At 75.0% G+C, this 21,610-nt stretch carries 18 protein-coding genes and 1 riboswitch; of the genes, 13 read left to right on the top strand and 5 right to left on the bottom strand.

Annotated features, from left to right (window positions below):
• The first annotated feature begins 2 nt into the window (after positions 1-2).
• From ACFYPD_RS14445 to ACFYPD_RS14425, 5 genes are all read left to right on the top strand, one after another.
• Positions 3-563 carry a DUF2752 domain-containing protein gene (locus tag ACFYPD_RS14445; protein ID WP_387112926.1) on the top strand — a complete coding sequence of 187 codons (561 nt, stop codon included), beginning with the start codon at positions 3-5 and terminating at the stop codon, positions 561-563.
• Between the two features lie 101 nt (positions 564-664).
• Positions 665-1,402, top strand: a complete 738-nt coding sequence (thyX, locus tag ACFYPD_RS14440; protein WP_387113397.1) for an FAD-dependent thymidylate synthase — start codon at positions 665-667, stop codon at positions 1,400-1,402.
• 52 nt (positions 1,403-1,454) lie between these two features.
• Positions 1,455-2,381, top strand: coding sequence for a 4-hydroxy-tetrahydrodipicolinate synthase (dapA, locus tag ACFYPD_RS14435; RefSeq protein ID WP_387112924.1), 927 nt, complete (start codon positions 1,455-1,457; stop codon positions 2,379-2,381).
• Positions 2,382-2,432: 51 nt separating this feature from the next.
• Positions 2,433-4,121, top strand: coding sequence for a ribonuclease J (locus tag ACFYPD_RS14430; protein ID WP_151461191.1), 1,689 nt, complete (start codon positions 2,433-2,435; stop codon positions 4,119-4,121).
• Between the two features lie 183 nt (positions 4,122-4,304).
• Positions 4,305-5,858: a S1 family peptidase gene (locus tag ACFYPD_RS14425; RefSeq protein ID WP_387112923.1), complete on the top strand. Its 1,554-nt coding sequence runs from the start codon at positions 4,305-4,307 to the stop codon at positions 5,856-5,858.
• 86 nt (positions 5,859-5,944) lie between these two features.
• Here the strand turns inward: ACFYPD_RS14425 and ACFYPD_RS14420 are convergent, their stop codons facing one another.
• The gene (locus ACFYPD_RS14420) at positions 5,945-7,525 is read right to left on the bottom strand and encodes a YbjN domain-containing protein (RefSeq protein ID WP_387112921.1); all 1,581 of its coding nucleotides are present in this window, start codon (positions 7,523-7,525) and stop codon (positions 5,945-5,947) included.
• Complete coding sequence (locus tag ACFYPD_RS14415) at positions 7,522-8,001, bottom strand: YbjN domain-containing protein (protein ID WP_387112920.1); 480 nt, start codon at positions 7,999-8,001, stop codon at positions 7,522-7,524. Before ACFYPD_RS14415 ends, ACFYPD_RS14420 begins: the two co-directional genes overlap by 4 nt.
• A gap of 113 nt (positions 8,002-8,114) precedes the next feature.
• Between ACFYPD_RS14415 and ACFYPD_RS14410 the strand changes: the two genes are divergently transcribed.
• Positions 8,115-10,559: a DNA translocase FtsK gene (locus tag ACFYPD_RS14410; RefSeq protein ID WP_387112918.1), complete on the top strand. Its 2,445-nt coding sequence runs from the start codon at positions 8,115-8,117 to the stop codon at positions 10,557-10,559.
• Between the two features lie 66 nt (positions 10,560-10,625).
• On the opposite strand, the gene ACFYPD_RS14405 is transcribed toward ACFYPD_RS14410, so the two are convergent.
• Together ACFYPD_RS14405 and ACFYPD_RS14400 are read right to left on the bottom strand one after the other, a co-directional pair.
• A complete protein-coding gene (locus tag ACFYPD_RS14405; protein WP_387112916.1) occupies positions 10,626-10,865 on the bottom strand; it encodes a hypothetical protein in 240 nt (79 codons plus the stop codon).
• A gap of 93 nt (positions 10,866-10,958) precedes the next feature.
• Entirely contained in the window at positions 10,959-11,273 is a 315-nt protein-coding gene (locus tag ACFYPD_RS14400) for a DMT family transporter (protein ID WP_387112914.1), read from the bottom strand.
• A 52-nt stretch (positions 11,274-11,325) separates the two neighbouring features.
• Positions 11,326-11,391: riboswitch (guanidine-III (ykkC-III) riboswitch) on the bottom strand.
• 95 nt (positions 11,392-11,486) lie between these two features.
• On the opposite strand from ACFYPD_RS14400, the gene ACFYPD_RS14395 reads away from it, so the two are divergent.
• The 7 genes from ACFYPD_RS14395 to ACFYPD_RS14365 all read left to right on the top strand — a co-directional run bounded on the left by ACFYPD_RS14395 (position 11,487) and on the right by ACFYPD_RS14365 (position 17,770).
• Positions 11,487-12,410 (top strand): ornithine cyclodeaminase family protein, encoded by a 924-nt coding sequence (locus tag ACFYPD_RS14395; protein WP_387113395.1) that lies wholly within the window; start codon positions 11,487-11,489, stop codon positions 12,408-12,410.
• 77 nt (positions 12,411-12,487) lie between these two features.
• Positions 12,488-13,996, top strand: a complete 1,509-nt coding sequence (rimO, locus tag ACFYPD_RS14390) for a 30S ribosomal protein S12 methylthiotransferase RimO (RefSeq protein WP_387112912.1) — start codon at positions 12,488-12,490, stop codon at positions 13,994-13,996.
• Between the two features lie 47 nt (positions 13,997-14,043).
• A complete protein-coding gene (gene pgsA / locus ACFYPD_RS14385; RefSeq protein ID WP_387112910.1) occupies positions 14,044-14,625 on the top strand; it encodes a CDP-diacylglycerol--glycerol-3-phosphate 3-phosphatidyltransferase in 582 nt (193 codons plus the stop codon).
• A gap of 93 nt (positions 14,626-14,718) precedes the next feature.
• The gene (locus ACFYPD_RS14380) at positions 14,719-15,291 is read left to right on the top strand and encodes a CinA family protein (protein ID WP_387112909.1); all 573 of its coding nucleotides are present in this window, start codon (positions 14,719-14,721) and stop codon (positions 15,289-15,291) included.
• A gap of 226 nt (positions 15,292-15,517) precedes the next feature.
• On the top strand, positions 15,518-15,955 hold the full coding sequence (locus tag ACFYPD_RS14375; protein ID WP_387112907.1) for a helix-turn-helix domain-containing protein: 438 nt from the start codon (positions 15,518-15,520) through the stop codon (positions 15,953-15,955).
• A gap of 167 nt (positions 15,956-16,122) precedes the next feature.
• Positions 16,123-16,974, top strand: coding sequence for a PspA/IM30 family protein (locus ACFYPD_RS14370; RefSeq protein ID WP_387112905.1), 852 nt, complete (start codon positions 16,123-16,125; stop codon positions 16,972-16,974).
• 16 nt (positions 16,975-16,990) lie between these two features.
• Positions 16,991-17,770: a hypothetical protein gene (locus ACFYPD_RS14365; protein WP_387112903.1), complete on the top strand. Its 780-nt coding sequence runs from the start codon at positions 16,991-16,993 to the stop codon at positions 17,768-17,770.
• 96 nt (positions 17,771-17,866) lie between these two features.
• Here the strand turns inward: ACFYPD_RS14365 and ACFYPD_RS14360 are convergent, their stop codons facing one another.
• Positions 17,867-21,478 carry a multicopper oxidase domain-containing protein gene (locus ACFYPD_RS14360; protein ID WP_387112901.1) on the bottom strand — a complete coding sequence of 1,204 codons (3,612 nt, stop codon included), beginning with the start codon at positions 21,476-21,478 and terminating at the stop codon, positions 17,867-17,869.
• Positions 21,479-21,610 lie beyond the last annotated feature (132 nt).

Genomic DNA, 21,610 nt, shown 5'->3' with positions numbered 1-21,610 from the left:
GCGTGACGAGCGTTGACCGGCCGGCCGCCGCGCCCGACCCGCACCCGGTCCCGCCCGCTGAGCACGCTGCCGGGCAGGCGGCCTGGCCCGCCGGCGTGGCCTACCCCGCGGTCGAGCCGGACCGGTTCACCCGCCTGGTGCTGCGGCTGCACGCCCGCGCCCCGCGCTGGGCGGTCCCCCTCGCGGCGGTCGGCTGTGTCGGCCTGGGCATGGCCTACGCCCTGCTCAGCGACCCCACCCACAGCGACCCGGACGCGCGGCCGACCTGCCTGCTCAAGCTCACCACCGGGCTGGACTGCCCGGGCTGCGGCGGCACCCGCGCCCTCTGGTACGTGCTGCACGCCGACCTCCCCGCCGCCGCCCGGCATCACTTCCTCTTCGTCTTCTCGCTGCCCTTCCTGGCCTGGCTCTTCGTGAGCTGGGCGGGGAACAGGGCGTTCGGCTGGCGGCTGCCGGAGCTGCGAATCAACCCCAAGGTGATCGGCGGCTTCCTGGCCCTCTGGCTCGCCTTCTCGGTGGCGCGCAACCTGCCCTGGGCCCCGTTCACCTCGCTCTACGTCTGACCGTCGCCCGGGGCGGCCCGCCGCTGGTGCGGTGTTTCACGTCCGCGCGCCCAAGTTTCGCCGGAGGCCCACGGGCCACTACAGTCGCAGGAATGCCGGAGATGGTGCAGCCCCAGGTCAAGCTGATCGCGTGGACCCAGTTCCAGGCCCCGGACGACGTGCCGTGGTCGACGGATGCCGAGGGCGGTCAGGCGCTCGCGGAGTTCGCCGGCCGGGCCTGCTACCAGAGCTGGAAGAAGCCGAACCCGGCCACCGCGACCAACGCCGGCTACCTGGCGCACATCCTGGACGTGGGGCACCTCTCCGTGCTGGAGCACGGCTCGGTGAGCTTCTACTTCAGCGGGGTGTCCCGGTCCTTCACCCACGAGCTGATCCGGCACCGGCACTTCTCCTACTCGCAGCTGTCCCAGCGCTACGTCCCCGAGCGGGACGCGGCCATGGTCGAGCCCGCGGTGATCGCCGAGGACCCGGAGCTGCACAAGAAGTTCGTCGAGGCGGGCGAGGCGGCCGTCCGGGCGTACACCGAGCTGCTGGAGGGTCTGGAGGCCCGGTTCACCGACGAGCCCAACCCGACGCTGCGCCGCAAGCAGGCGCGGCAGGCGGCCCGGGCGGTGCTGCCCAACGCCACCGAGACCCGGATCGTGGTGAGCGGCAACTACCGGGCCTGGCGGCACTTCGTCAAGATGCGCGCCACCGAGCACGCCGACGTGGAGATCCGCGAGCTGGCCGTGGAGTGCCTGCGGCAGCTCCAGGGGGTCGCCCCGAACGTCTTCGCCGACTTCGTAATCTCCACGCTGCCCGACGGCACCGAGGTGGCGGCCTCTCCGCACGCCGAGTGAGTCGTCGCCCTTCGCCGCCGGGGGCCCGGTGGTCGTCCGCTAGGTTGTGAACATGACGCACGACCTCCCTGCCGTCCCGAACCGGGGCGCGTCGCGCCCGTTCGGGCGACTGATCACGGCCATGGTGACCCCGTTCACCGCCGACGGGTCGCTCGACCTCGACGGCGCCGTACGGCTCGCCAGCCACCTCGTGGACGAGCAGGGCAACGACGCGCTGGTGCTCAACGGCACCACCGGCGAGTCGCCGACCACCACCGACGCGGAGAAGGAGGCCCTGATCCGCGCCGTCGTGGAGGCGGTCGGCGACCGGGCCCGGATCGTCGCCGGTGTGGGCACCAACGACACCCGGCACACCATCGAGCTGGCCGCGCAGGCGGAGAAGGCCGGCGCGCACGGCCTGCTGGTGGTGACGCCGTACTACAACAAGCCGCCGCAGGCCGGGCTGCTGCGCCACTTCACCGCGGTCGCGGACGCCGGCGGGCTGCCGATCATGGTGTACGACATCCCGCACCGGACCGGCACCGCGATCGCCACGGACACCCTGGTCAAGCTGGCCGAGCACGGCCGGATCGTGGCGGTCAAGGACGCCAAGGGCGATCTCACCGCCACCTCCTGGGTGCTGGCCCGCAGCGACCTGGCCTTCTACAGCGGCGAGGACGCGCTGACGCTGCCCGCCCTGGCGGTCGGCTCGGTCGGCGTGGTCGGCACCTCCACGCACTTCACCGGGGTGCCGACCAAGCAGTTGATCGAGGCGTACGAGGTGGGCGACATGGCCACCGCGCTCGCCCTGCACCGGCGGCTGCTGCCGCTGTTCACCGGCATCTTCCGGACCCAGGGCGTGATCCTGGTGAAGGCGGGCCTGGCGGCCAGGGGCCTGCCGGCCGGCCCGGTGCGCCCACCGCTGGTGGACGCCACCGGCGACGAACTGGCCCAGCTGCGCGCCGACTGCGCGGCGGCGGGCCTGCCCCTACCCGAATGATCGAACGACACGACGGACGCCGCACGACGGCGTCGCAGAATGAGGTGACGCGTGACCGAGGCGCACATCGAGGGTGAGCTGCCCCCGCCGCTGCCGGAGGGCGGCCTGCGGATCATCCCGCTCGGCGGACTCGGCGCCATCGGCCGGAACATGACGGTCTTCGAGTACGACGGCAAGCTGCTGATCGTCGACTGCGGGGTGCTCTTCCCCGACGTCGAGCAGCCGGGCGTGGATTTGATCCTGCCCGACTTCGGTCCGATCCTGGACCGGCTCGGCGACGTGCAGGCGATCGTGCTCACCCACGGCCACGAGGACCACATCGGCGCGGTGCCGTACCTGCTCGCCCACAAGCCGGACATCCCGCTGGTCGGCTCGCAGTTCACCCTGGCCCTGGTCGAGGCGAAGCTGGCCGAGCGGCGGATCCAGCCGTACACGCTGACCGTCGCCGAGGGGCGGCGCGAGCGGCTCGGCCCGTTCGAGTGCGAGTTCTTCGCGGTGAACCACTCGATCCCCGACGCGCTCGCCGTGGCCATCCGCACCGGCGCCGGCCTGGTGCTGCACACCGGCGACTTCAAGATGGACCAGCTTCCGCTGGACGGCCGGATCACCGACCTGGCCGGCTTCGCCCGGCTCGGGGCCGAAGGCGTCGACCTGCTGCTCTCCGACTCCACCAACGCGGAGATCCCCGGCTTCGTGACCCCGGAGCGGGAGATCGGGCCGGTGCTCGACTCGATCTTCGCCAAGGCGCGCGGCCGGATCATCGTCGCCTCGTTCGCCTCCCACGTGCACCGGGTGCAGCAGGTCTTCGACTCGGCGGTGGAGCACGGCCGCAAGGTGGCGCTGATCGGCCGGTCGATGGTGCGCAACATGGGCATCGCCCGTGACCTGGGCCTGCTCAACATCCCGCCGGGCCTGGTGGTCGGGCTGGACGAGGCCACCGCGCTGCCGCCCGAGCAGATCGTGCTGATGTCCACCGGCTCGCAGGGTGAGCCGATGAGCGCGCTGGGCCGGATGGCCAGCGGCGACCACCGGCACATCACCATCGCGCCCGGCGACACCGTGGTGCTCGCCTCCTCGCTGGTGCCGGGCAACGAGACCTCGGTCTACCGGGTGATCAACCGGCTGGCCCGGGCCGGCGCGACCGTGATCCACAAGGACGTCGCCAAGGTGCACGTCTCCGGTCACGCGCCCGCCGGCGAGCTGCTCTACCTGCTCAACGTCACCCGGCCGAGCAACCTCATGCCGGTGCACGGCGAGTGGCGGCACCTGCGGGCGCACGCCCGCCTCGGCATCGAGTCCGGCGTCGAGGCGGACCGGGTGGTGCTCTGCGAGGACGGCGACGTGGTCGACCTGGTCGACGGGCGGGCCAGCCTGGTCGGCCACGTGAAGAGCCGGTACGTCTACGTCGACGGTCTCGCCGTCGGCGACGTCAGCGAGTCGCTGCTCACCGAGCGCCGGATCCTCGGCGACGGCGGGTTCATCGCCACCACCGTGGTGATCGACTCGGTCACCGGCAAGGTGGTCGGCGGGCCGACCCTCTCCGCGAAGGGATTCTCGGAGGACCCGGCGGCGTTCAACCCGGTGGTTCCGCTGGTCACCGAGGCGCTGAACCGGGCCGCCGCGGACGGCATCACCGACCCGCACCAGCTCCAGCAGATCGTCCGGCGCACCGTCGGGCGTTGGGTCAACGACGCGTACCGCCGCCGGCCGATGATCGTGCCGACGGTCGTCGAGGTCTGACCGCCGCAAGCGCCGCACGCCGGTCCACCGTCCGCGGTGGGCCGGCGTCGTCGTTTCCGGGTACGCCCCGGAGTCGTCCCGCCACGCTCCGCCGATCGTGACCGTCGCGTTCAACCGATCGGCGCCCGTCTCCGTACTTCGTTCCGGCAGGCGTACCCGCGCCGGCCGGGAGGAGCGTGGCGGATGGACCGCAGACGGATGACAGCCATCGGCGTACTGGTGGCGGCGGCGGGCACGGCGGCGGCGGTGACCCTGCCGTCGTTCGCCGGCGAGAACCCGACCCGGCGGACCGCCCCGGTGGCGTCCGACGGTGTCGCGCCCGAGGTGCTGGACGCGCTGAGCCGCGACCTGTCGCTCACCCGGGACCAGGCGGTTCGGCGGCTGAGGACCGAGCGGTGGGCGTCGGGCACGGTCACGAAACTCCGCAGCGAACTGGGCGCCGACTACGGGGGTAGCTGGCTCGGCGCCGACGGGACGACGCTGAACGTGGCGGTGGCCGATCCCGCGCAGGCGGCCCGGGTGACCGCCGCGGGCGCGGTGCCGAAGCGGGTCGACCGCGGGGTCGCCGAGCTGGACGCGGTGAAGACGCGCCTCGACGCGGCCGGCGGCGAGGCCACCCCCGACGTCGCCGGCTGGTACGTCGACGTGGCCACCAACTCGGTCGTGGTGGTCGCCCAGCCCGGCGCGGAGGCGGCCGGCCGCCGGTTCGCCGAGGCCAGCGGGGTGCCCGCCGGCGCGGTGCGGGTGAAGACCGCCGACGAGGCGCCCCGCCCGCTGTTCGACGTACGGGGCGGCGACGCGTACTTCATCAACAACGCCGGCCGCTGCTCGGTCGGCTTCTCGGTGGTCGGCGGCTTCGTCACGGCCGGGCACTGCGGCCGCCCGGGGGACCGGACCGCCGGCGCGAACCGGGTCGCCCAGGGCACCTTCGCCGCCTCCTCGTTCCCCGGCGACGACTGGGCCGTCGTCGAGGTCAACGGCCAGTGGACGCCGCAGGGCGTGGTGAACGACTTCAACGGCGGCACGGTGCCGGTGAACGGCTCCACCGAGGCCCCGGTCGGCGCCTCGGTGTGCCGCTCGGGCTCGACCACCGGCACCCGCTGCGGGGTGATCCAGGCCAAGAACGCCACGGTGAACTATCCGGAGGGGACGGTCACGGGGCTGACCCGGACGAACGTCTGCGCCGAGCCGGGCGACTCGGGCGGCGCCTGGCTCTCCGGCGACCAGGCGCAGGGCGTCACCTCCGGCGGCTCCGGCGACTGCACGCAGGGCGGGGTGACCTTCTTCCAGCCGGTCAACGAGATCCTCCAGCGCAACAACCTGACGCTGGTCACCGCGGGCGGCCAGCCCTCCGCGCCGCCCGCCGGGGGCGGGGCCACCGCGCCGCCGGCGAGCACCGCACCGGCCACCCCGCCGGCCGGCGACGCCACGGACTGCACCGGGGAGGTGAGCCGGACCGGCCGGATCGCCGCCGGTCGGGCGCAGGTCCAGCCCGACGGTCGCTTCTTCCGGGTGTCCGGCGGCGCCCAGGAGGCGTGCGTGTCCGCACCGGCGGGCGCCCGCGTGGTGCTGGAGCTGCAACGCTTCACCGGCACCGCGTTCCGCACCGTGGCCCGCGCCGGCAGCGCCGACGGGCTCGCCCGGCTGACCGCCGACACCCCGGCCGGCGCCTACCGCTACCGGGTGGTCGGGCTGGCCGGCGCCGGCGAGTACACCCTGGCGTTCTCCGCTCGCTGAGCCGCCGCCGGGTCGACCCCGGCGGCACCGGACCGCGGCCCCCGTCCACCACCGCCCGGTGGCCGGGGGCCGCGCCGCGTCCGGGCTCAGGGCAGCGCGGCGACGGCCTCGGCGTACGCGGCCCCGGTGCTGACCGCCGCCGTGACCAGTACGACGAGCTGCGCCCGGGCCACCCCGTACGCCAGGTCGGTGGTGACGTCGGCCGCCAGCAGCAGCGTCCCGTCGCCCGGGTCGTGCACGTACGCCGCCGGCAGCAGCCGGTCGTGGTTCCAGGCGTTGCAGAACGCGTACGCCTCGGTGCGGCGGGTCGCCGGCAGGCGGCGCAGCGCCACGGCCCGGGCGTGCAGGACCTCACCCTGCGGCCCGAGCCGGCGGAACTGGACCACCGCCTCGCCCCAGCGCCCCACCACGGTGCCGTCGGGCTCCACCGTGTACACGTCGCCGCGCTCGTCGAGGGCGGCGGTGAGCATCCGCAGGTTCAGCGGGGCCGGCTCCTCCTCGCCGGGCGGCCCGGTGTCGGCCGGGTCGTCACCGGGGATCTCGTCGTCCTCGGCGGGCAGCGGCACCGGCTCGGCGAGCGGCCGCTCGGCCAGCCAGGAGGCGATCCGGCCGGACTGGTGGCCGGTGCCGTTGCGGGCGTCGAAGCTGCCGGCCAGCGTGGTGGCGAGGGCCTGGAGCTGACCGGCGAGCGTCGCCACGTCCACCTCGCCGGCCGGCCGGGGCCCGTGCCCGGGGCGGTGGATCCGCCGCCCGCCGAGCCCGGCCTCCACGGCCAGTCCGCACAGCAGCGCGCCCGCCGCGGCGAACTCCATCGCGGACAGGTCGTCGGCCGGGTGGTCCAGCCGGGGCAGCTGCTCGGCCAGCACGTCCAGCCCGTGGGCCAGGTGCCCGCCCAGCGCGCAGAACCGCAGGTGTGCGGCGAGCTGCGGGAAAGCCGTCCGCTCCCGGCGGTGCCGCCGGTACGCCCGGACGTGCGCCCGGGCGGCGCGCGCCGCCTCGCCGGTGCGCAGCCAGGGCAGCAGCCCCGCGGCGAGGGCCCGCTCCGGCTGGTCGGTGCAGCCCGGCTCGCCGTCGAGCACCGGCTCCAGCACGGCCAGCGCGGCCGCCGGATCGCCCCAGCCGGCCAGCAGTTCGGCGCGGCGGGCCGGGGCGCAGCCGGCGCAACCGGCCACCGGGTCGGAGGCGTCGCCGGCGGACCAGCGGTCGTACTCGCGGCGGGCGGTCGGCTCGTCGCCGAGGTGGTCGGCGAGCCGGCAGCGCAGCTCGGCCACCGGGGCGGCGTCCGGCCCGAGCCGGTCGGCGAGATCGTCCAACAGGGAGCGGGCCTGGTCCAGGGCCACCCGGGGGGTGCCGAAGAGCGCCTCGACGGCCTGCCGCTGGTGCCGGCGCAGCCGCTCGGCCTCGCCGGGGCGGCCGTCGAGCAGCCCCGGCTGCCGCTCCACCGCGGCCACGCAGCGGCGTACCGGCTCGACGGTCCGCCACCGCTCGCCCAGGTGCAGGTACGCCTCGACCAGCGCGAACCGCGCCGCCAACCCGGTGCGCGGGTCGCCGGTGGCGTCCGCCCGGGCGGCGATCCGTTCCAGCTCGGCGCAGCGGGCCTCGCCGTCGGGCAGGTCCCGGGCGTCGGCGAGCGCGTCGGCCAGCCCCCGGTCCCGGGAGGTGGTCATGAGAGCGCCCCGCCGGGCAGGTCCGCCACGGCGGCGGCGAGCTGGCAGCCGGTGGTGACGCCGCAGTCGATGAGCTGGTCGAGCTGGTGCGGCGTGACTCCGCGTTCCAGGTCGGTGGTCACCTCGCCGCAGACCTGGGCCAGCCCGTCGTCGGCGACGTGCACGAACGCCTTGGGCCAGAGCCGGTCGTGGTTCCAGGCGTTGCAGAAGGCGTGCAGGTCGGGCACCCGCTCGATGCCGAACCGGTGCGCCGCGACGGTGCGCACCTGGAGCAGCTCCCCGGCCGTGCCGCGCCGGAAGAACCAGATGAGGCTCTCGCCCCAGCGGCCCACCAGGTCGCCGTCGGCGTCCTCGGTCACCGCGTACCCCCGGTTGGCCAGCACGGCGGCGATCAGCTCGCCGGTCAGCGGTCGCAGCGCCTGCGGGTGTCCGGCCAGGGGGCCGTCCGGACCGTCCTCGATCTCCGGCGACGCCATGAGGGCATCCCTTCTGAGGCGAATAACACAAACGGCGGAGGATTCGTGCCGCGACGCGCGGACACGACCCGGAAAAGCGGCGATCTGCCGGGTCCCGCCGTTACGGTGACTCTATGGCGGGCCGTACCTCTCAGGCGAGCCGGCGGCGCGGCGCGTCGCCGCGCGGAACCACGAACAGCCGTGCCCGCCAGCCGGCCAAGAAGGCCACCCGGGCGACCGCCCGGCGGCGCCCGGCTCGTGGGCCGAGCCCGGCGGCGTTCGCCGGCCGCGCGCTGGGTGCGGTGTGGATGGGGCTGGCGCACAGCGTGGGCTGGGCGTTCCGGGCCGCCGGCCGGCAGGCCGCCACCACCCGCGAGCTGGACCCGGAGCACCGCCGCGACGGCGCCGGGCTGCTCCTGTTCGGCCTGGCCATCCTCAGCGCGGTGGGCATCTGGTCCGGCGGCGCGGGCCCGGTGGGCCGGCATCTCGCGGACACCGCCCGCCTCTTCGTCGGGGCGATCGCCATCGTGCTGCCGGTGCTGCTCATGGTGGGCGCCTGGCGGCTGATGCGCACCCCGGCCGATCCCGAGCACCGGGGGCGCGGCCTGGTCGGCTGGGGCTCCATGCTGCTCGCCACGGCGGCCATGCTGCACATCGGACAGGACCCGGTCGACGAGGTCCAGCGCGACTACGCGGGCGGCCTGGTGGGCGCCGGCGTGGGCGACCTGCTCAAGTCCGCGGTCACCGCCTGGGTGGCCATGCCGCTGCTGCTCCTGCTGCTGGTCTTCGGGCTGCTGGTCATCACCGCGACCCCGATCAACAAGATCCCGGAGCGGCTCGGGCTGCGCGGCGGCCCGGTCCCGCCGCCGGAGGCCGAGGAGGCCGAGCCCGAGGCGGCGGCGAAGCCGGCCCGCAAGCGGGCGGCCAAGCGCCTCCCGCCGCCGCTGGACCCGCTGGACCCGGACGACGACCTCGACGGCGTCGACCTCCAGGACACCCTGGTGCTGCCGCGCAAGAAGGTGCCGGCCAGCCGCAAGCCGGTCGAGCCGCCGGAGCACTCCCCGCTGCCCACCCGCGCCGAGCAGCTCGCGCTCACCGGGCTGGCCGGCGACTACACCCTGCCGCCGGCCAACATGCTGGGCAGCGGGGCCGCCCCGAAGACCCGGAGCAAGGCCAACGACGAGGTGATCGCCGCCCTGACCGGCGTCTTCGAGCAGTTCGACGTGGACGCCGCGGTCACCGGTTTCACCCGCGGCCCGACGGTCACCCGCTACGAGGTCGAGCTGGGGCCGGGCGTCAAGGTCGAGCGGATCACCCAGCTCTCCCGCAACATCGCCTACGCCGTGAAGTCCCCGGACGTGCGGATCCTCAGCCCGATCCCGGGCAAGAGCGCGGTCGGCGTGGAGATCCCCAACACCGACCCGGAGAACGTGGCGCTCGGCGACGTGCTGCGCTCGCGGGCCGCCACCAGCGACCACCACCCGATGGTGGTGGCGCTCGGCAAGGACATTGAGGGCGGCTACGTGGTGGCCAATCTGGCCAAGATGCCGCACATCCTGATCGCCGGCGCCACCGGCGCGGGCAAGTCGTCCTGCCTGAACTCGCTGCTGGTGTCCGTCCTCACCCGGGCCACCCCGGACGAGGTACGGCTGCTGCTGATCGACCCGAAGCGGGTCGAGATGACCGGCTACGAGGGCATCCCGCACCTGGTCACCCCGATCGTGACCAACCCGAAGAAGGCGGCCGACTCGCTGGACTGGGTCGTCCGCGAGATGGACATGCGCTACGACGACCTCGCCGCCAACGGGGTCCGGCACATCGACGACTTCAACCGCAAGGTGCGCAACGGCGAGATCAAGGCGCCGCCGGGCAGCGAGCGGGAGATGCGGCCCTACCCGTACCTGCTGGTGATCGTGGACGAGCTGGCCGACCTCATGATGGTCGCGCCGCGCGACGTGGAGGACTCCATCGTCCGGATCACCCAGCTGGCCCGGGCCGCCGGCATCCACCTGGTGCTGGCCACCCAGCGCCCCTCGGTCGACGTGGTCACCGGCCTGATCAAGGCGAACGTGCCGTCCCGGCTCGCCTTCGCCACCTCCTCGCTGGCCGACTCCCGCGTCATCCTCGACCAGCCCGGCGCGGAGAAGCTGCTCGGCCGCGGCGACGGGCTGTTCCTGCCGATGGGTGCGTCGAAGCCGATCCGCATCCAGGGCGCCTGGGTGACCGAGCGCGAGATCCACGACGTGGTGAAGTTCTGCAAGGACCAGCGCGAGCCGGACTTCCGTCCGGACGTGCTGACCGTCGCGCAGGACAGCAAGAAGAAGATCGACGAGGACATCGGCGACGACCTGGACCTGCTGGTGCAGGCGGTGGAGCTGGTGGTCACCTCGCAGTTCGGCTCGACCTCGATGCTGCAGCGCAAGCTGCGGGTCGGCTTCGCCAAGGCGGGCCGGCTGATGGACCTCATGGAGACCCGGGGCGTGGTCGGCCCGTCCGAGGGGTCCAAGGCCCGCGACGTGCTGGTCAAGCCGGACGAGCTGGAGGAGGTCCTGGCCGGTCTGCGCGGCGGCGAGGAGTAGTTCGGACGTGTCACGCGACGAGGGCCCGCCGGGATCCGGCGGGCCCTCGTCGTGCTGGCGGGTCGGTCAGGAGTTCAGGATCGCGGCGGCGATCACCATGCCGAGGACGGCGCCGACGACGCTCGCGACGGCGGCGTACCAGCCGAGCGGCTTGTCGCCGAGCACCGCGCCGACGATGCCGAGGATCAGCCCGACCAGGCCGAGGAACGGCACGAAGAGGGCGATGACGGCGAAGACGAAACCGAGGATCGTGCAGATCCGGGCGGCGTTGCTGCGGGGGCGGGTGCTGGCGGGCATGTCGGCCATGATGTCCTCCGTCGGTGGGTTCCACTCGGGTGAAGCGAAGAGGGGATACCCGCGGCGGCAGGGCGTCCAAACGGGACGCCCTCGGGCCGGAGGTCAGTGGAAGAGCTTGAGGCCGACCACGCCGGCGACCACCAGCAGCAGGCAGCCGATCCGGGGCAGGCTGGCCGACTCGCCCAGCGCCACCATGCCGACCAGCGCGGTGCCGACCGCCCCGATGCCGACCCACACCGCGTAGCCGGTGCCCACCGGGATGTCGCGCAGCGCGTACGCCAGGCCGGCCATGCTCGCCACCAGCGAGACGGCGAAGACCACGGAGGGGAGCGGGCGGGTGAAGCCGGCGCTGCGGTCCAGCGCGATCGCCCACGCGGTTTCCAGGACTCCGGAGAGCACCAGTACGAGCCAGGCCATGGGCCACCTCTGACGGGACGGGCCCGGCCACCGGGGCCGGGACGGGCGGTCACGCGGGGCGTCTTGGCCTGACCGGGTACGCCCACCACTCGTCCGGGGCGGCACGGGGCCGCCGAATCCGACGCTAGCACCGCCGGGGCCGGCGGTCCGGCACGGTGACGATCCCCACCATCGCTGGAGTTCACGCGAACTTCAGGTTGCACGATGGTCGGCATGACCGTGCTCTTCTCCGACGAGGACGTCGCCGCCGCCGTGGACGCCCCGCTCACCGTCGCCGCCATGCGGGACGCGCTGCTGGCCGCGTACGAGGGACGGCTGATCGCCCCGCCCCGGGCGTCCGCCCCGCTTGGCGGCGGCCGGATGGTGCTCACGGCCGGGCACCTCACCGGCGAGTGGTACGGCTACCGCTCGTACGACACGTTCGGGCGCCCGGAGAGCGGGCAGCTCGTGGTGCTGCACGACGCCACCACCGGGGCGGTACGCGCCATCGCGGTCGGCGAGGAGCTGGGCTCGCGGCGCACCGGGGGACTGGGCGGGGTGGCCGTGGACGCGCTGGCCCGCCCCGACGCGGCCACCCTCGGCGTGGTCGGCTCGGGCCGTCAGGCGTGGACCCAGGCCTGGGCCGCCGCCGCGGTCCGCCCGCTGCGCGAGGTGACCGTGCACAGCCGCTCGGCGGCTCGCCGGGAGGCGTTCGCCGCCCGGGTCCGGGCCGAGCTGGGCGTGCCGGCCCGCGCGGTCGACTCGGCCGCCGCGGCGGTGCGCGACCGGGACCTCGTGGTGCTCGCCACCACCAGCACCTGCCCGGTGCTGGCCGCCGCCGACCTCGCCCCGGGCACCCACGTCAACACGGTCGGCTTCAAGCAGGTTGACCGGCACGAGTTCGGGCCCGACCTGCTGGACGCCGCCGACCTGCTGGTCACCGACTCGCCCGCGCAGGCGGCCGCGTACGCCCCGCCGATGCTCGCCGCCGTCGAGCCGTACGCGGACCGGCTGCGTGACCTGGGCGCGGTGCTGGCCGGGGCGGTCCCGGGGCGGACCGGCGCGGACCAGATCTCGGTCTTCTGCTCCACCGGCCTGGCCGGCACGGAGGTCTTCCTGCTCGACCGGCTGGCCCGGGTCGGCGCGACGGCCCGCTGACCCGCGGCTTGAGTGTGAGCCGGCCGATGCCCGCGGCCGGCCGACGCGGCGTTCCGGGCCCGGCCCGGTACCCTCGGATGGTGTCCGCCACCTCCCCCACACCCCCTGCCAGCGCCGACGGCCGTCGCGTCGCCCTGTTGACCCTGGGTTGCGCCCGTAACGAGGTCGACTCGGAGGAGTTGGCCGCCCGGCTGCACGCCGACGGCTGGCAGGTGACCACCGACGGCGAGGGCGCCGACGTGGTGGTGGTGAACACCTGCGGTTTCGTGGAGAAGGCCAAGCACGACTCGATCCAGACGCTGCTGGCCGCCGCCGACACCGGCGCCAAGGTGGTCGCCGCCGGCTGCATGGCCGAGCGCTACGGCCGCGAGCTGGCCGACAGCCTCCCCGAGGCGCAGGCGGTGCTCAGCTTCGACGACTACCCGGACATCTCGGCCCGGCTGGACGCCGTGGTGGCCGGCGAGGCGCTGGGCGCGCACACCCCGCGCGACCGGCGCGAGCTGCTGCCCCTCACGCCGGTGAAGCGCCGGGAGTCGGCCGTGTCGCTGCCCGGCCACGGCACCCCGACCCGGGTCGCCGCCGAGGCCGACGAGCACACCCCGGCGCACCTGCGGCAGGTGCTGCGGCACCGGCTCGACACCGGGCCGGTGGCCTCGCTCAAGCTGGCCAGCGGCTGCGACCGGCGCTGCGCGTTCTGCGCCATCCCGGCGTTCCGCGGGGCGTTCGTCTCGCGTACCCCGGACGAGTTGCTCGCCGAGGCGGAGTGGCTGGCCAAGACCGGCGTCCGCGAACTGGTGCTGGTCAGCGAGAACTCCACCTCGTACGGCAAGGACCTGGGCGACCCCCGGGCGCTGGAGAAGCTGCTGCCGCAGCTCGCCGCGATCGACGGCATCGTGCGGGTGCGGGCCAGTTACCTGCAGCCCGCCGAGACCCGGCCCGGCCTGGTCGAGGTGATCGCCACCACGCCGGGCGTGGCCGCGTACTTCGACCTGTCGTTCCAGCACTCCAGCGAGCCGGTGCTGCGCCGGATGCGCCGGTTCGGCTCCACCGACCGGTTCCTGGAGCTACTCGCCTCCGCCCGCGCGCTGGCCCCGGCGGCGGGCGCGCGGAGCAACTTCATCGTCGGCTTCCCGGGCGAGACCCGGCAGGACGTGGCCGAGCTGGTCCGGTTCCTGACCGAGGCGCGCCTCGACGCCATCGGGGTGTTCGACTACAGCGACGAGGACGGCACCGAGGCCGCCGGCCTGCCCGGCAAGGTCTCCGCCGCGACGATCAAGCGGCGCTACGACAAGCTCGCCGCGCTGGCCGACGAGCTCTGCTCGCAGCGGGCCGAGGAGCGGCTCGGCTCGACCGTGGAGGTGCTGGTCGACTCGGTCGCCGACGGCGTGGTCGAGGGGCGGGCCGCCCACCAGGCGCCCGAGGTCGACGGCTCGACCACGCTGGTCGCCCCGCACGGCGGCGGGGTGGACCTGGCCGCGCTGCGCCCCGGCGACCTGGTCCGGGCCACGGTCACCGCGACCGAGGGAGTGGACCTGGTCGCCGTACCGGATGAGATGATCTCGGCGGCGCCCGGCGCGGCACGGTGACGGCGGGCCCGGACAGAACGGGGAAGCCACGTGGGGCGGTGCCGGACATGACCGGGGCGGAGTCGACCGTGGCGGCCCCGGTGCCCCTGCTCAACGCGGCGAACGTGCTGACCGCGGTGCGGCTCGTGCTGGTCCCGGTCTTCGCGGTCACCGTGGTCGCCTCCGCGATGAGCCACGCCGGCTGGCGGATGGCGGCCTGCCTGATCTTCGTGGTGGCCTCGGCGACCGACCTGGTGGACGGCTGGATCGCCCGCCGGTTCGGGCTGGTCACCTCGCTCGGCAAGGTGGCCGACCCGATCGCCGACAAGGCGCTCACCGGCGCCGCCCTGGTGCTGCTCTCCTTCTACGACCGGCTGCCCTGGTGGGTGACCGCGGTGATCCTCGCCCGCGAGCTGGGCATCACCGCGCTGCGGTTCTGGGTGATCCGGCACGGCGTCATCGCGGCCAGCCGGGGCGGCAAGGTCAAGACCGCGCTGCAGATCCTGGCGATCACCTGGTACCTCTGGCCGATGCCCGACGCGCTGGCCCCCGTCGGTCCCTGGATCATGGGCGCGGCCGTGGTGGTCACGGTGGTCACCGGCTTCGACTACATCGCCCAGGCGCTGCGCCTGCGCCGCCCCACCCGCTGACCCCGAGCGGCGCGTCGCCGGCGACAACCGCATGATCGGCGAATCAGTGCGCAGGATGAGTAGGTCGCCGCGGTGCGGGAAGAGAGGGCCGGCATGGGGACGGATGCGAAGTACGAGCGGCCCGCCGGCAGTCCGGCGGCCTCGGTGGTGCACAGCCTGCACGAGCGCAAGGAGACCCTGGCCACCGTCGAGTCGCTGACCGGCGGGCTGCTCTCCGCCGCGATCGTGGAGATCGCCGGGGTGAGCGGGGTCTTCCGGGGCGGCCTGGTGGTCTACGCCACCGAGTTGAAGTCGGAGCTGGCCGGCGTACCGGAGGACCTGCTGGTCGAGCGCGGACCGGTCGATCCGGACGTGGCCGCCGCCCTCGCCGAGGGCGGGCGGCGGCGGTGCGGCGCCGACTGGGGGCTGGCCACCACCGGCGTGGCCGGGCCGGAGCCGCAGGACGGCAAGCCGGTCGGCCTGGTCTACGTCGCCGCGGCCGGTCCCGGCGGCACCGAGGTACGCGAGCTGTGCCTCGACGGTGGCCGGGACCACATCCGCTCGGCCGCGGTGATCGAGGCGCTGCGCCTGCTCGCCGAGCAGATCCACGCCGCCGCCCAGGCGGACGAGGCGCAGTCCGCCGACGAGGCGGACGGCACCGATCGGACCGGAGCCGGCCCGGGGTGAGCCGGTCCGTGACACGCCCGACCGCGGGCGATCCGGCCCGGGCCGCCGACCGGCCCGCAAGGTCGGGTCCGCAGGATTGGAGAGGCGGGGTGGGATGTCGTCGGGGCGACCAACGGGTACGGTTGCGGGAAGGCTCCGGCGGACGTCGCCGGCGCAGGGGCGGTCCGCCGCGCCCGGCGCGGCACGCCCGGCCGGAGATGGTGGTTCCCGTTCAGGGGGAGGTGCGATGGTTCTGCTACGCCGGGTGATCGGTGACGCACTGCGGGCGCGCCGGCAGGGGCAGCACCGCACCCTCCGCGAGGTCTCCTCCGCCGCCAACGTGAGCCTCGGTTACCTCTCCGAGATCGAGCGCGGCCAGAAGGAACCCTCCAGCGAGCTGCTGGCCGCGATCTGCGACGCGCTCGGCGCCCGCCTCTCCGAGCTGCTCCGCGAGGTCAGCGACACGGTCGCGCTGGCCGAGCAGATGCCCGGGGTGCTGGTCCCGATGGCCGACGAGTCGATCGAGCCGACGCCGGCCGTGCGCAAGGCGACCAACCGGGGGGTCCACCAGGTCACCTCCGACGGCTCGGTGGCCGTCCAGGTCCGCCAGGACTCGCCGCTCAAGGCGACGCTCCGCACCACCCGGGTCCGCCCCGCGGACCGGGACGTGGTCTGCGCCGCCTGATCCGGCCCCGTCGCGCCGTGGTCACCGGTGGCGACCGCGTCGTAGTGTTGATCAGGGTCGTACGGGGTGCCGGGTTGGCGTCCGACTGGGACGATGGAGGCACACCGCGCGGCTCGCCGGTCGACCCCGGTCGGGCGACGCGACGCTACTGAGGGGACAAGGCGGAGATGGCGAACCCGTTCGTCAAGGGTTGGAAATACCTGATGGCGCTCTTCGGCGCGAAGATCGACGAGCACGCCGATCCGAAGGTGCAGATCCAGCAGGCCATCGAGGAGGCCCAGCGGCAGCACCAGGCGCTGGTCCAGCAGGCGGCCGCCGTGATCGGCAACCAACGCCAGCTGGAGATGAAGCTGTCCCGGCAGATGACCGAGGTCGAGCAGCTCCAGGCCAACGCCCGGCAGGCCTTGGTCCTGGCCGACCAGGCCCGGGGCCGCGGCGACGAGACCGAGGCCGGGCGCTACGAGCAGTCCGCGCAGCTGCTCGCCAGCCAGCTGGTCTCCGCCGAGCAGGCGATGGAGGACCTCAAGACCCTGCACGACCAGGCGCTCGGCGCGGCCGCGCAGGCCCGCAAGGCGGTCGAGAACAACTCGATGATCCTCCAGCAGAAGCTGGCCGAGCGCACCAAGCTGCTCAGCCAGCTCGAGCAGGCCAAGATGCAGGAGACGGTGGCCCGCTCGCTGGAGTCGATGTCGGCGCTCACCGCCCCCGGCACCACCCCGCAGCTCAACGAGGTCCGCGACCGGATCGAGCGCCGCTACGCCGACGCGATGGGCCGGGCCGAACTGGCCGGCAACTCCGTCGAGGGCCGGATGCTGGAGATCCAGAAGGCGACCCTCGACTCCGCCGGGTCGGCGAGACTGGAGCAGATCCGGTCGAGCATGGCCGGCGAGCAGCTCGGCGGCCGGCAGGAACGCCCCGGGGTGGAGCAGCCCGCCGACCCGGCGGCCGCCGCCCGGCTCGACGAGCTCCGCGCCAGCATGGGCCGGGAGCGCGGCACCGGGGAGAGCACCACGAGCTAGGGGACGGGGGAGACCGATGGTCGACGAGCGGGCGCGGCACTTCCGCCGACTGCGCAGGTTGCGCCGGTCGGCGCGGCGTTGGAGCGTCCTGGCCGGTGGGCTGGGCGGCGCCGCCGCCGTGCTGACCCCGTACGCCGGGCTGGGTCTGCCCGACGCGGCCTGGGCCGGCGCCGCCGGCAGCGCCATCGCCGTCGCCGCCTGGCGCTGGGTCGACCTGAGAGTCCTCGCCGCCGTGCCGGCCCCGCCGGCCCTCGACCCGGCCGAGGCCGCCGCCCGCTCCCGTGCCCGGCTGGTCGCCGCCGTCGAGCGGCTGCCCGTGGGCCCCGGGGTCCTCGCCGAGGTACGCCGGGTCCGCTCCCGCCTCGCGCTGCGCGGCACCACCGCCGCCGAGGCGTGGGCCCGGCTGGACCGGGCCGCGCTGACCCTGGCCGGGCTGGCCGGCCGGCTCACCGGGCTGGCCGAGCCGGCGGTCCGCGAGGCGGCAGAGGCCGACCGCTCCCTGCGCGACCTGGCCAACCGGGTGGCCGGCGTGGAACGCGCCCTGAAGCTCGCCCCCGCCGAGGCGCGCGGGTCGCTCGCCGAGGCGCACGCCACCCTGGTCGATCAACTGGAGAGCGGGGTGGCCGCGTACGAGCGGCTGGTGGTCGCCGCCGCCGGCTACGTGGCCGAGGACGCCCACCCGAGCATCGAGCACCCCTCGGCCGCCCGCCTCACCGAGGCCACCGACCTGCTGCACGGCGTCGCGTCCGCCCTGGCCGAACTCCGCACCGCCCACACCCCCCTCCGCACCCCCTGACGACCCCACGCCTCGTCTCCGCGTTGATCAAGAGGTTTGGGTCAGGAGCGGGGGATTTCCCGACGCAAACTTCTTGATCAACAAGGGCGGGGGCGGTCAGTCGGGGGTGGTTACCTGGGTGGGGGTGGTCCAGGGGGAGGTGCCGACGACGTTCGTCGAGCGGATCCGGTAGTGGTAGGTGACGCCCCGGGCGAGGCCCGTGTTGGTGAAGCCCCGGCCGGTCACGCTGAACGTGGCCAGATCGTGGGCGAAGGCGGCGTCGGTGGCGCGCTGCACCACGAAGCCGGCGCCCGCCCCGGTCGGCGTGCTGGCCGACCAGCTCAGGATCACCGTGGCGGTGTCCGGGGCGGGCGCCGTGGCGGTGGCGAGGACTCCGGTCGGCACCCCGGGCCGGGGCGGCGTGGTCACCGTGGCCACCGTCGACCAGGGTGACGCCGCGCCCAGGTAGGTGGTGCGTACCCGGTAGTAGTAGGTGGTGTCCGGGGCGACCGCCGGGTCGAGATGGGCCTCGCCCACGGCGATGGCGGTGGTCCCCGGCCCGCTCGTGAACGTCGGGTTGGTCGCCCGCTGCACGTCCAGCCCGGTGGCGAAGGAGCGGTTCGCCCAGCGCAGCGCGATCCGCAGCGGCGCGGCCGGCGGCACCACGGCGGCCAGCTTCGCCGGGGCGGTGAGCTGCACCGAGGCGGGGACGCTGTTCGACCAGGCGGAGCAGCTCGCCGCGTTCTCGGCCCGGATCCGGTAGTGGTAGGTGACGCCGGGGGTGACGGTCGCGTCGGTGTACCGGGTGGCGGTGGCGGCCACGGTGATCTCGGTGAGCCCGGCCGTGAAGGCCGCGTCGGTGGCGCGTTGCAGCCGGTGGCTGGTGGCCGGCGGGCGGCTGCCGTTGCCGGTCCAGGCCAGCGCGATGGCGGGCAGCGCGGTGGCCGAACCGGGCGCCGGCGTGGCGGTCAGCCCGGTCGGCGCCCTGGGTGCCACCCGCAGCACCAGCGGCCGGCTCATGCCCTGGTCGCGCAGCCCCGCCGAGCGGGTCTGCCAGCGGTACTCCCAGCCCAGGTTGACCAGTTGGTTGACCACCACGGCGGGCCGCCCGTCGACCGGGCTGACGGGGCTCGCGTCCAGCCGGGCGCCCGCCGGCCGGGTCGGGTCGAGCAGCCGCACGCTGTCGCCGATCTTGAAGGGGAGGCTGGGCGGCACCGGGCGCAGGGCCACGATCACGTCCTCCCGCGGGTTGACCCGGACGGTGTCCTTCCAGCCCAGCTCGTTGGCGTCCGGCGGGCGGACCGTGCCGTCCCAGCCGACCCGGTTGACCAGTTGCACATCGCAGCCCTCGATGTGCACCGGGTGGGTGCGCGGCGCGTCGCCGACGATCCGCCACAGCTGGGTGCCGTCGGCCGGCGCGCCCACCGGCACGGTCGGGTCGGTCGCGTACAGCACCTCGGTGGCCGGGTCGACGGGGCCGAGCGGCAGGGTGGCCGGGGTGCGCTGCCCGGCGTTCGGGTGGGCGACCCCGAGCCGCCCCACCGCCCGGCCGTGCCGGGGTTCGAAGACCTGCCCGACCGACTTCACGGCCAGCGGCAGGGTGACCGGGGCGGCCGCGCCGGCCGGGGTGAAGGTCACCGAGGTGGCGCGCGCCGGCACCAGCGTCGCGCCGGGAGTGCGGGTGCCGAAGGCGGCGTCGTAGGCCGGCTGCGGCACGATCGGCGGTCGCTGGCTCTCCGCGTACGCGCCGGGCAGCCGGGCGGCGAGCCGGTCCCGGTCGTACGGCGCGGCCGGGGTGCCGGTCACCCGGATCTGGAGCAGGGTTCGGGTGTTCGGGCCGTAGCCGGGGCGGGCGGCGGGGAGGCCGCCGGTGGCGGTGCGGTCCGGTGCGTCGGTGTGCTGGTCGTAGCGGGGATCGAACCGGGGCAGCGGGGCCGGGCAGTCGTTGTAGAGGATCAGCGTGCTGCCCGGCGGGACGCCGGCGAAGTCGACCACCACGTCGGCCCGCTCGCCGGGGGCGAGCAGCAGGGTGTGCCCGTCCACGTTGAGCGCGGTCGGGTCCTGGCGGTCGTACCGGTAGCCGATCGGGCGGTTCGGAAGCACCACGGGGGCGGGCAGCAGGCCGCCCTCGTTGCCGATCTGGATCAGCTCCGGACCGACGGCGGCCGGGTCGGGCACCCCGCCCTCGCGCCCGTCGACCGGCCAGTGCGCCGGCCGGCCGGCGGCCCGGGCGGCGTCGACCATCGGCACCTCCCCGGCGCGCGGGTCGCCCGGAGCCCCGGTCTCGGTCCACATCGGCTCGTCCGCGCGGGCCCGGTAGAGCTGGAGGTTGAGCGTCCGGTCCGGGCAGGCGTTGAGGATCCGGAACCGGTACGCCCGCGGCGCGACCTCCAGGTACGGGTAGGCCACCCCGTTGACCAGCGGGGTGTCCCCGTACGCCTCGGGCACGGCCGACGGGTGGGGCACGCCCGGGGCCAGCGGGGGCTCGTCCGGCTCGGCGACGGGGTCGTGGTGCGGGTTCGGGACCGGGGCGATCCAGGGGCTGGCCCCGCCGTCCGGGTCGTGCGTCCACGGGCCGTAGTCCCAGCGGCCGGTCCGGTTTCCGCCAGTGCTCCCGTACGGGTTCTGCCGGGGCTGGTAGACGTGCGGGTGCCAGAGGCTGCCCTTCGCGCCCCAGCGGTCCCGGTCCCAGGTGGGATCCTGGGCGGCGAGCTGGGCGTCGTCCGGCACGAAGGTCTTGTCCTCGATCACCAGGGGGAGATGGTCGGCGGGAAGCACCCCGCCGTCGACCAGCCGCTCCTCGGCCGGGTCGGTGAGCAGATAGAGCGCGAGCTGCCCGGAATAGACGGTGAGCCGGGACAGTCCGAGGGTGTTGTCGTGCAGCCACATGAGTCGGCCGCTCTGCTCGTTGGGGAAGTAGAGCGTGGTGGCGCCGGCGCCGGGCGGCGGCATGTCCGGCACCGGGGTCACCCCGACCCCGGTCGGGTACGGGGTGATCTCGCCGGCCGGGGTGACCCACTGCCACGGGTTGCCGGCGCTGATCCACCCGGTCTGCGCACCGGCCAGGTGTGGCACCGCCCGGTTCTGCGGGTAGGGCGCTGGCCCGTCAAGCGGGCCGGTCCCGGCCCCGTCGACCGTCTCGTCGACCGGCAGGAACAGTTCGCCGGCCCGGCCGGTGGGGAGCTGGTTGATGAACTTGATCCGCACCGGCCGGCCGCGCCGGGCCACGATCATCGGGCCGAGGTGCCAGGGCCGGTCGGGCGGGACCACCGTGTTGTGGCCGGCCGCGTCGGTGCCCAGGTTGAGCTGGCGGTAGCCGCGCAGCCGGGTGGCCGGCAGGTCGCTGTGCAGGCGTTGCGCGTACTCCTGGAGGCCGATCTCGTAGTAGTCGCAGCCCGGCCAGGTGATCGTGTCGGGAACCGCGACGGGCAGGCGGGCGCCCAGCCCGGCGGTGGCCAGCGGGCCAGGCACCGGCAGCGGGTCGACGAACTTGCGGACGCCGGTGCCGGGCACCGGCCGGCCGTCCCGGTCGAGCGCGGGCAGCGGGCTGGCGGCGAAGTTCGGCATCGGGCCGAAGCAGCGCGGCACGGCGGCCGGGTCGAGGCTGGCCGGGGCGGGGCCGGTCTCCTCCTCGGCGGCGCGGGCGGCGGGCACCGTCGGCGCGTGGTCCTCGGCGGTCCGGGCGAACCGGTCCGTCCATCCCGGCCGGAGTCTGCGGAACAGCACCATGGCTCTCCCCGGGGTCGGGGCGCGCCTGCCGTCACCCCGATGTGGCGGGCGTACGCGCTGCTGACGATCGGTGAGCACTCCACCGCAGCATGCGACGCCGAAGGTGCGGGAGGGAACTACCCAATCGTCCCT

Source organism: Micromonospora sp. NPDC005299 (assembly GCF_042872345.1).
Classification (GTDB): Bacteria; Actinomycetota; Actinomycetes; order Mycobacteriales; family Micromonosporaceae; genus Micromonospora.
This window is presented reverse-complemented; position numbering and strand designations above follow the sequence as displayed.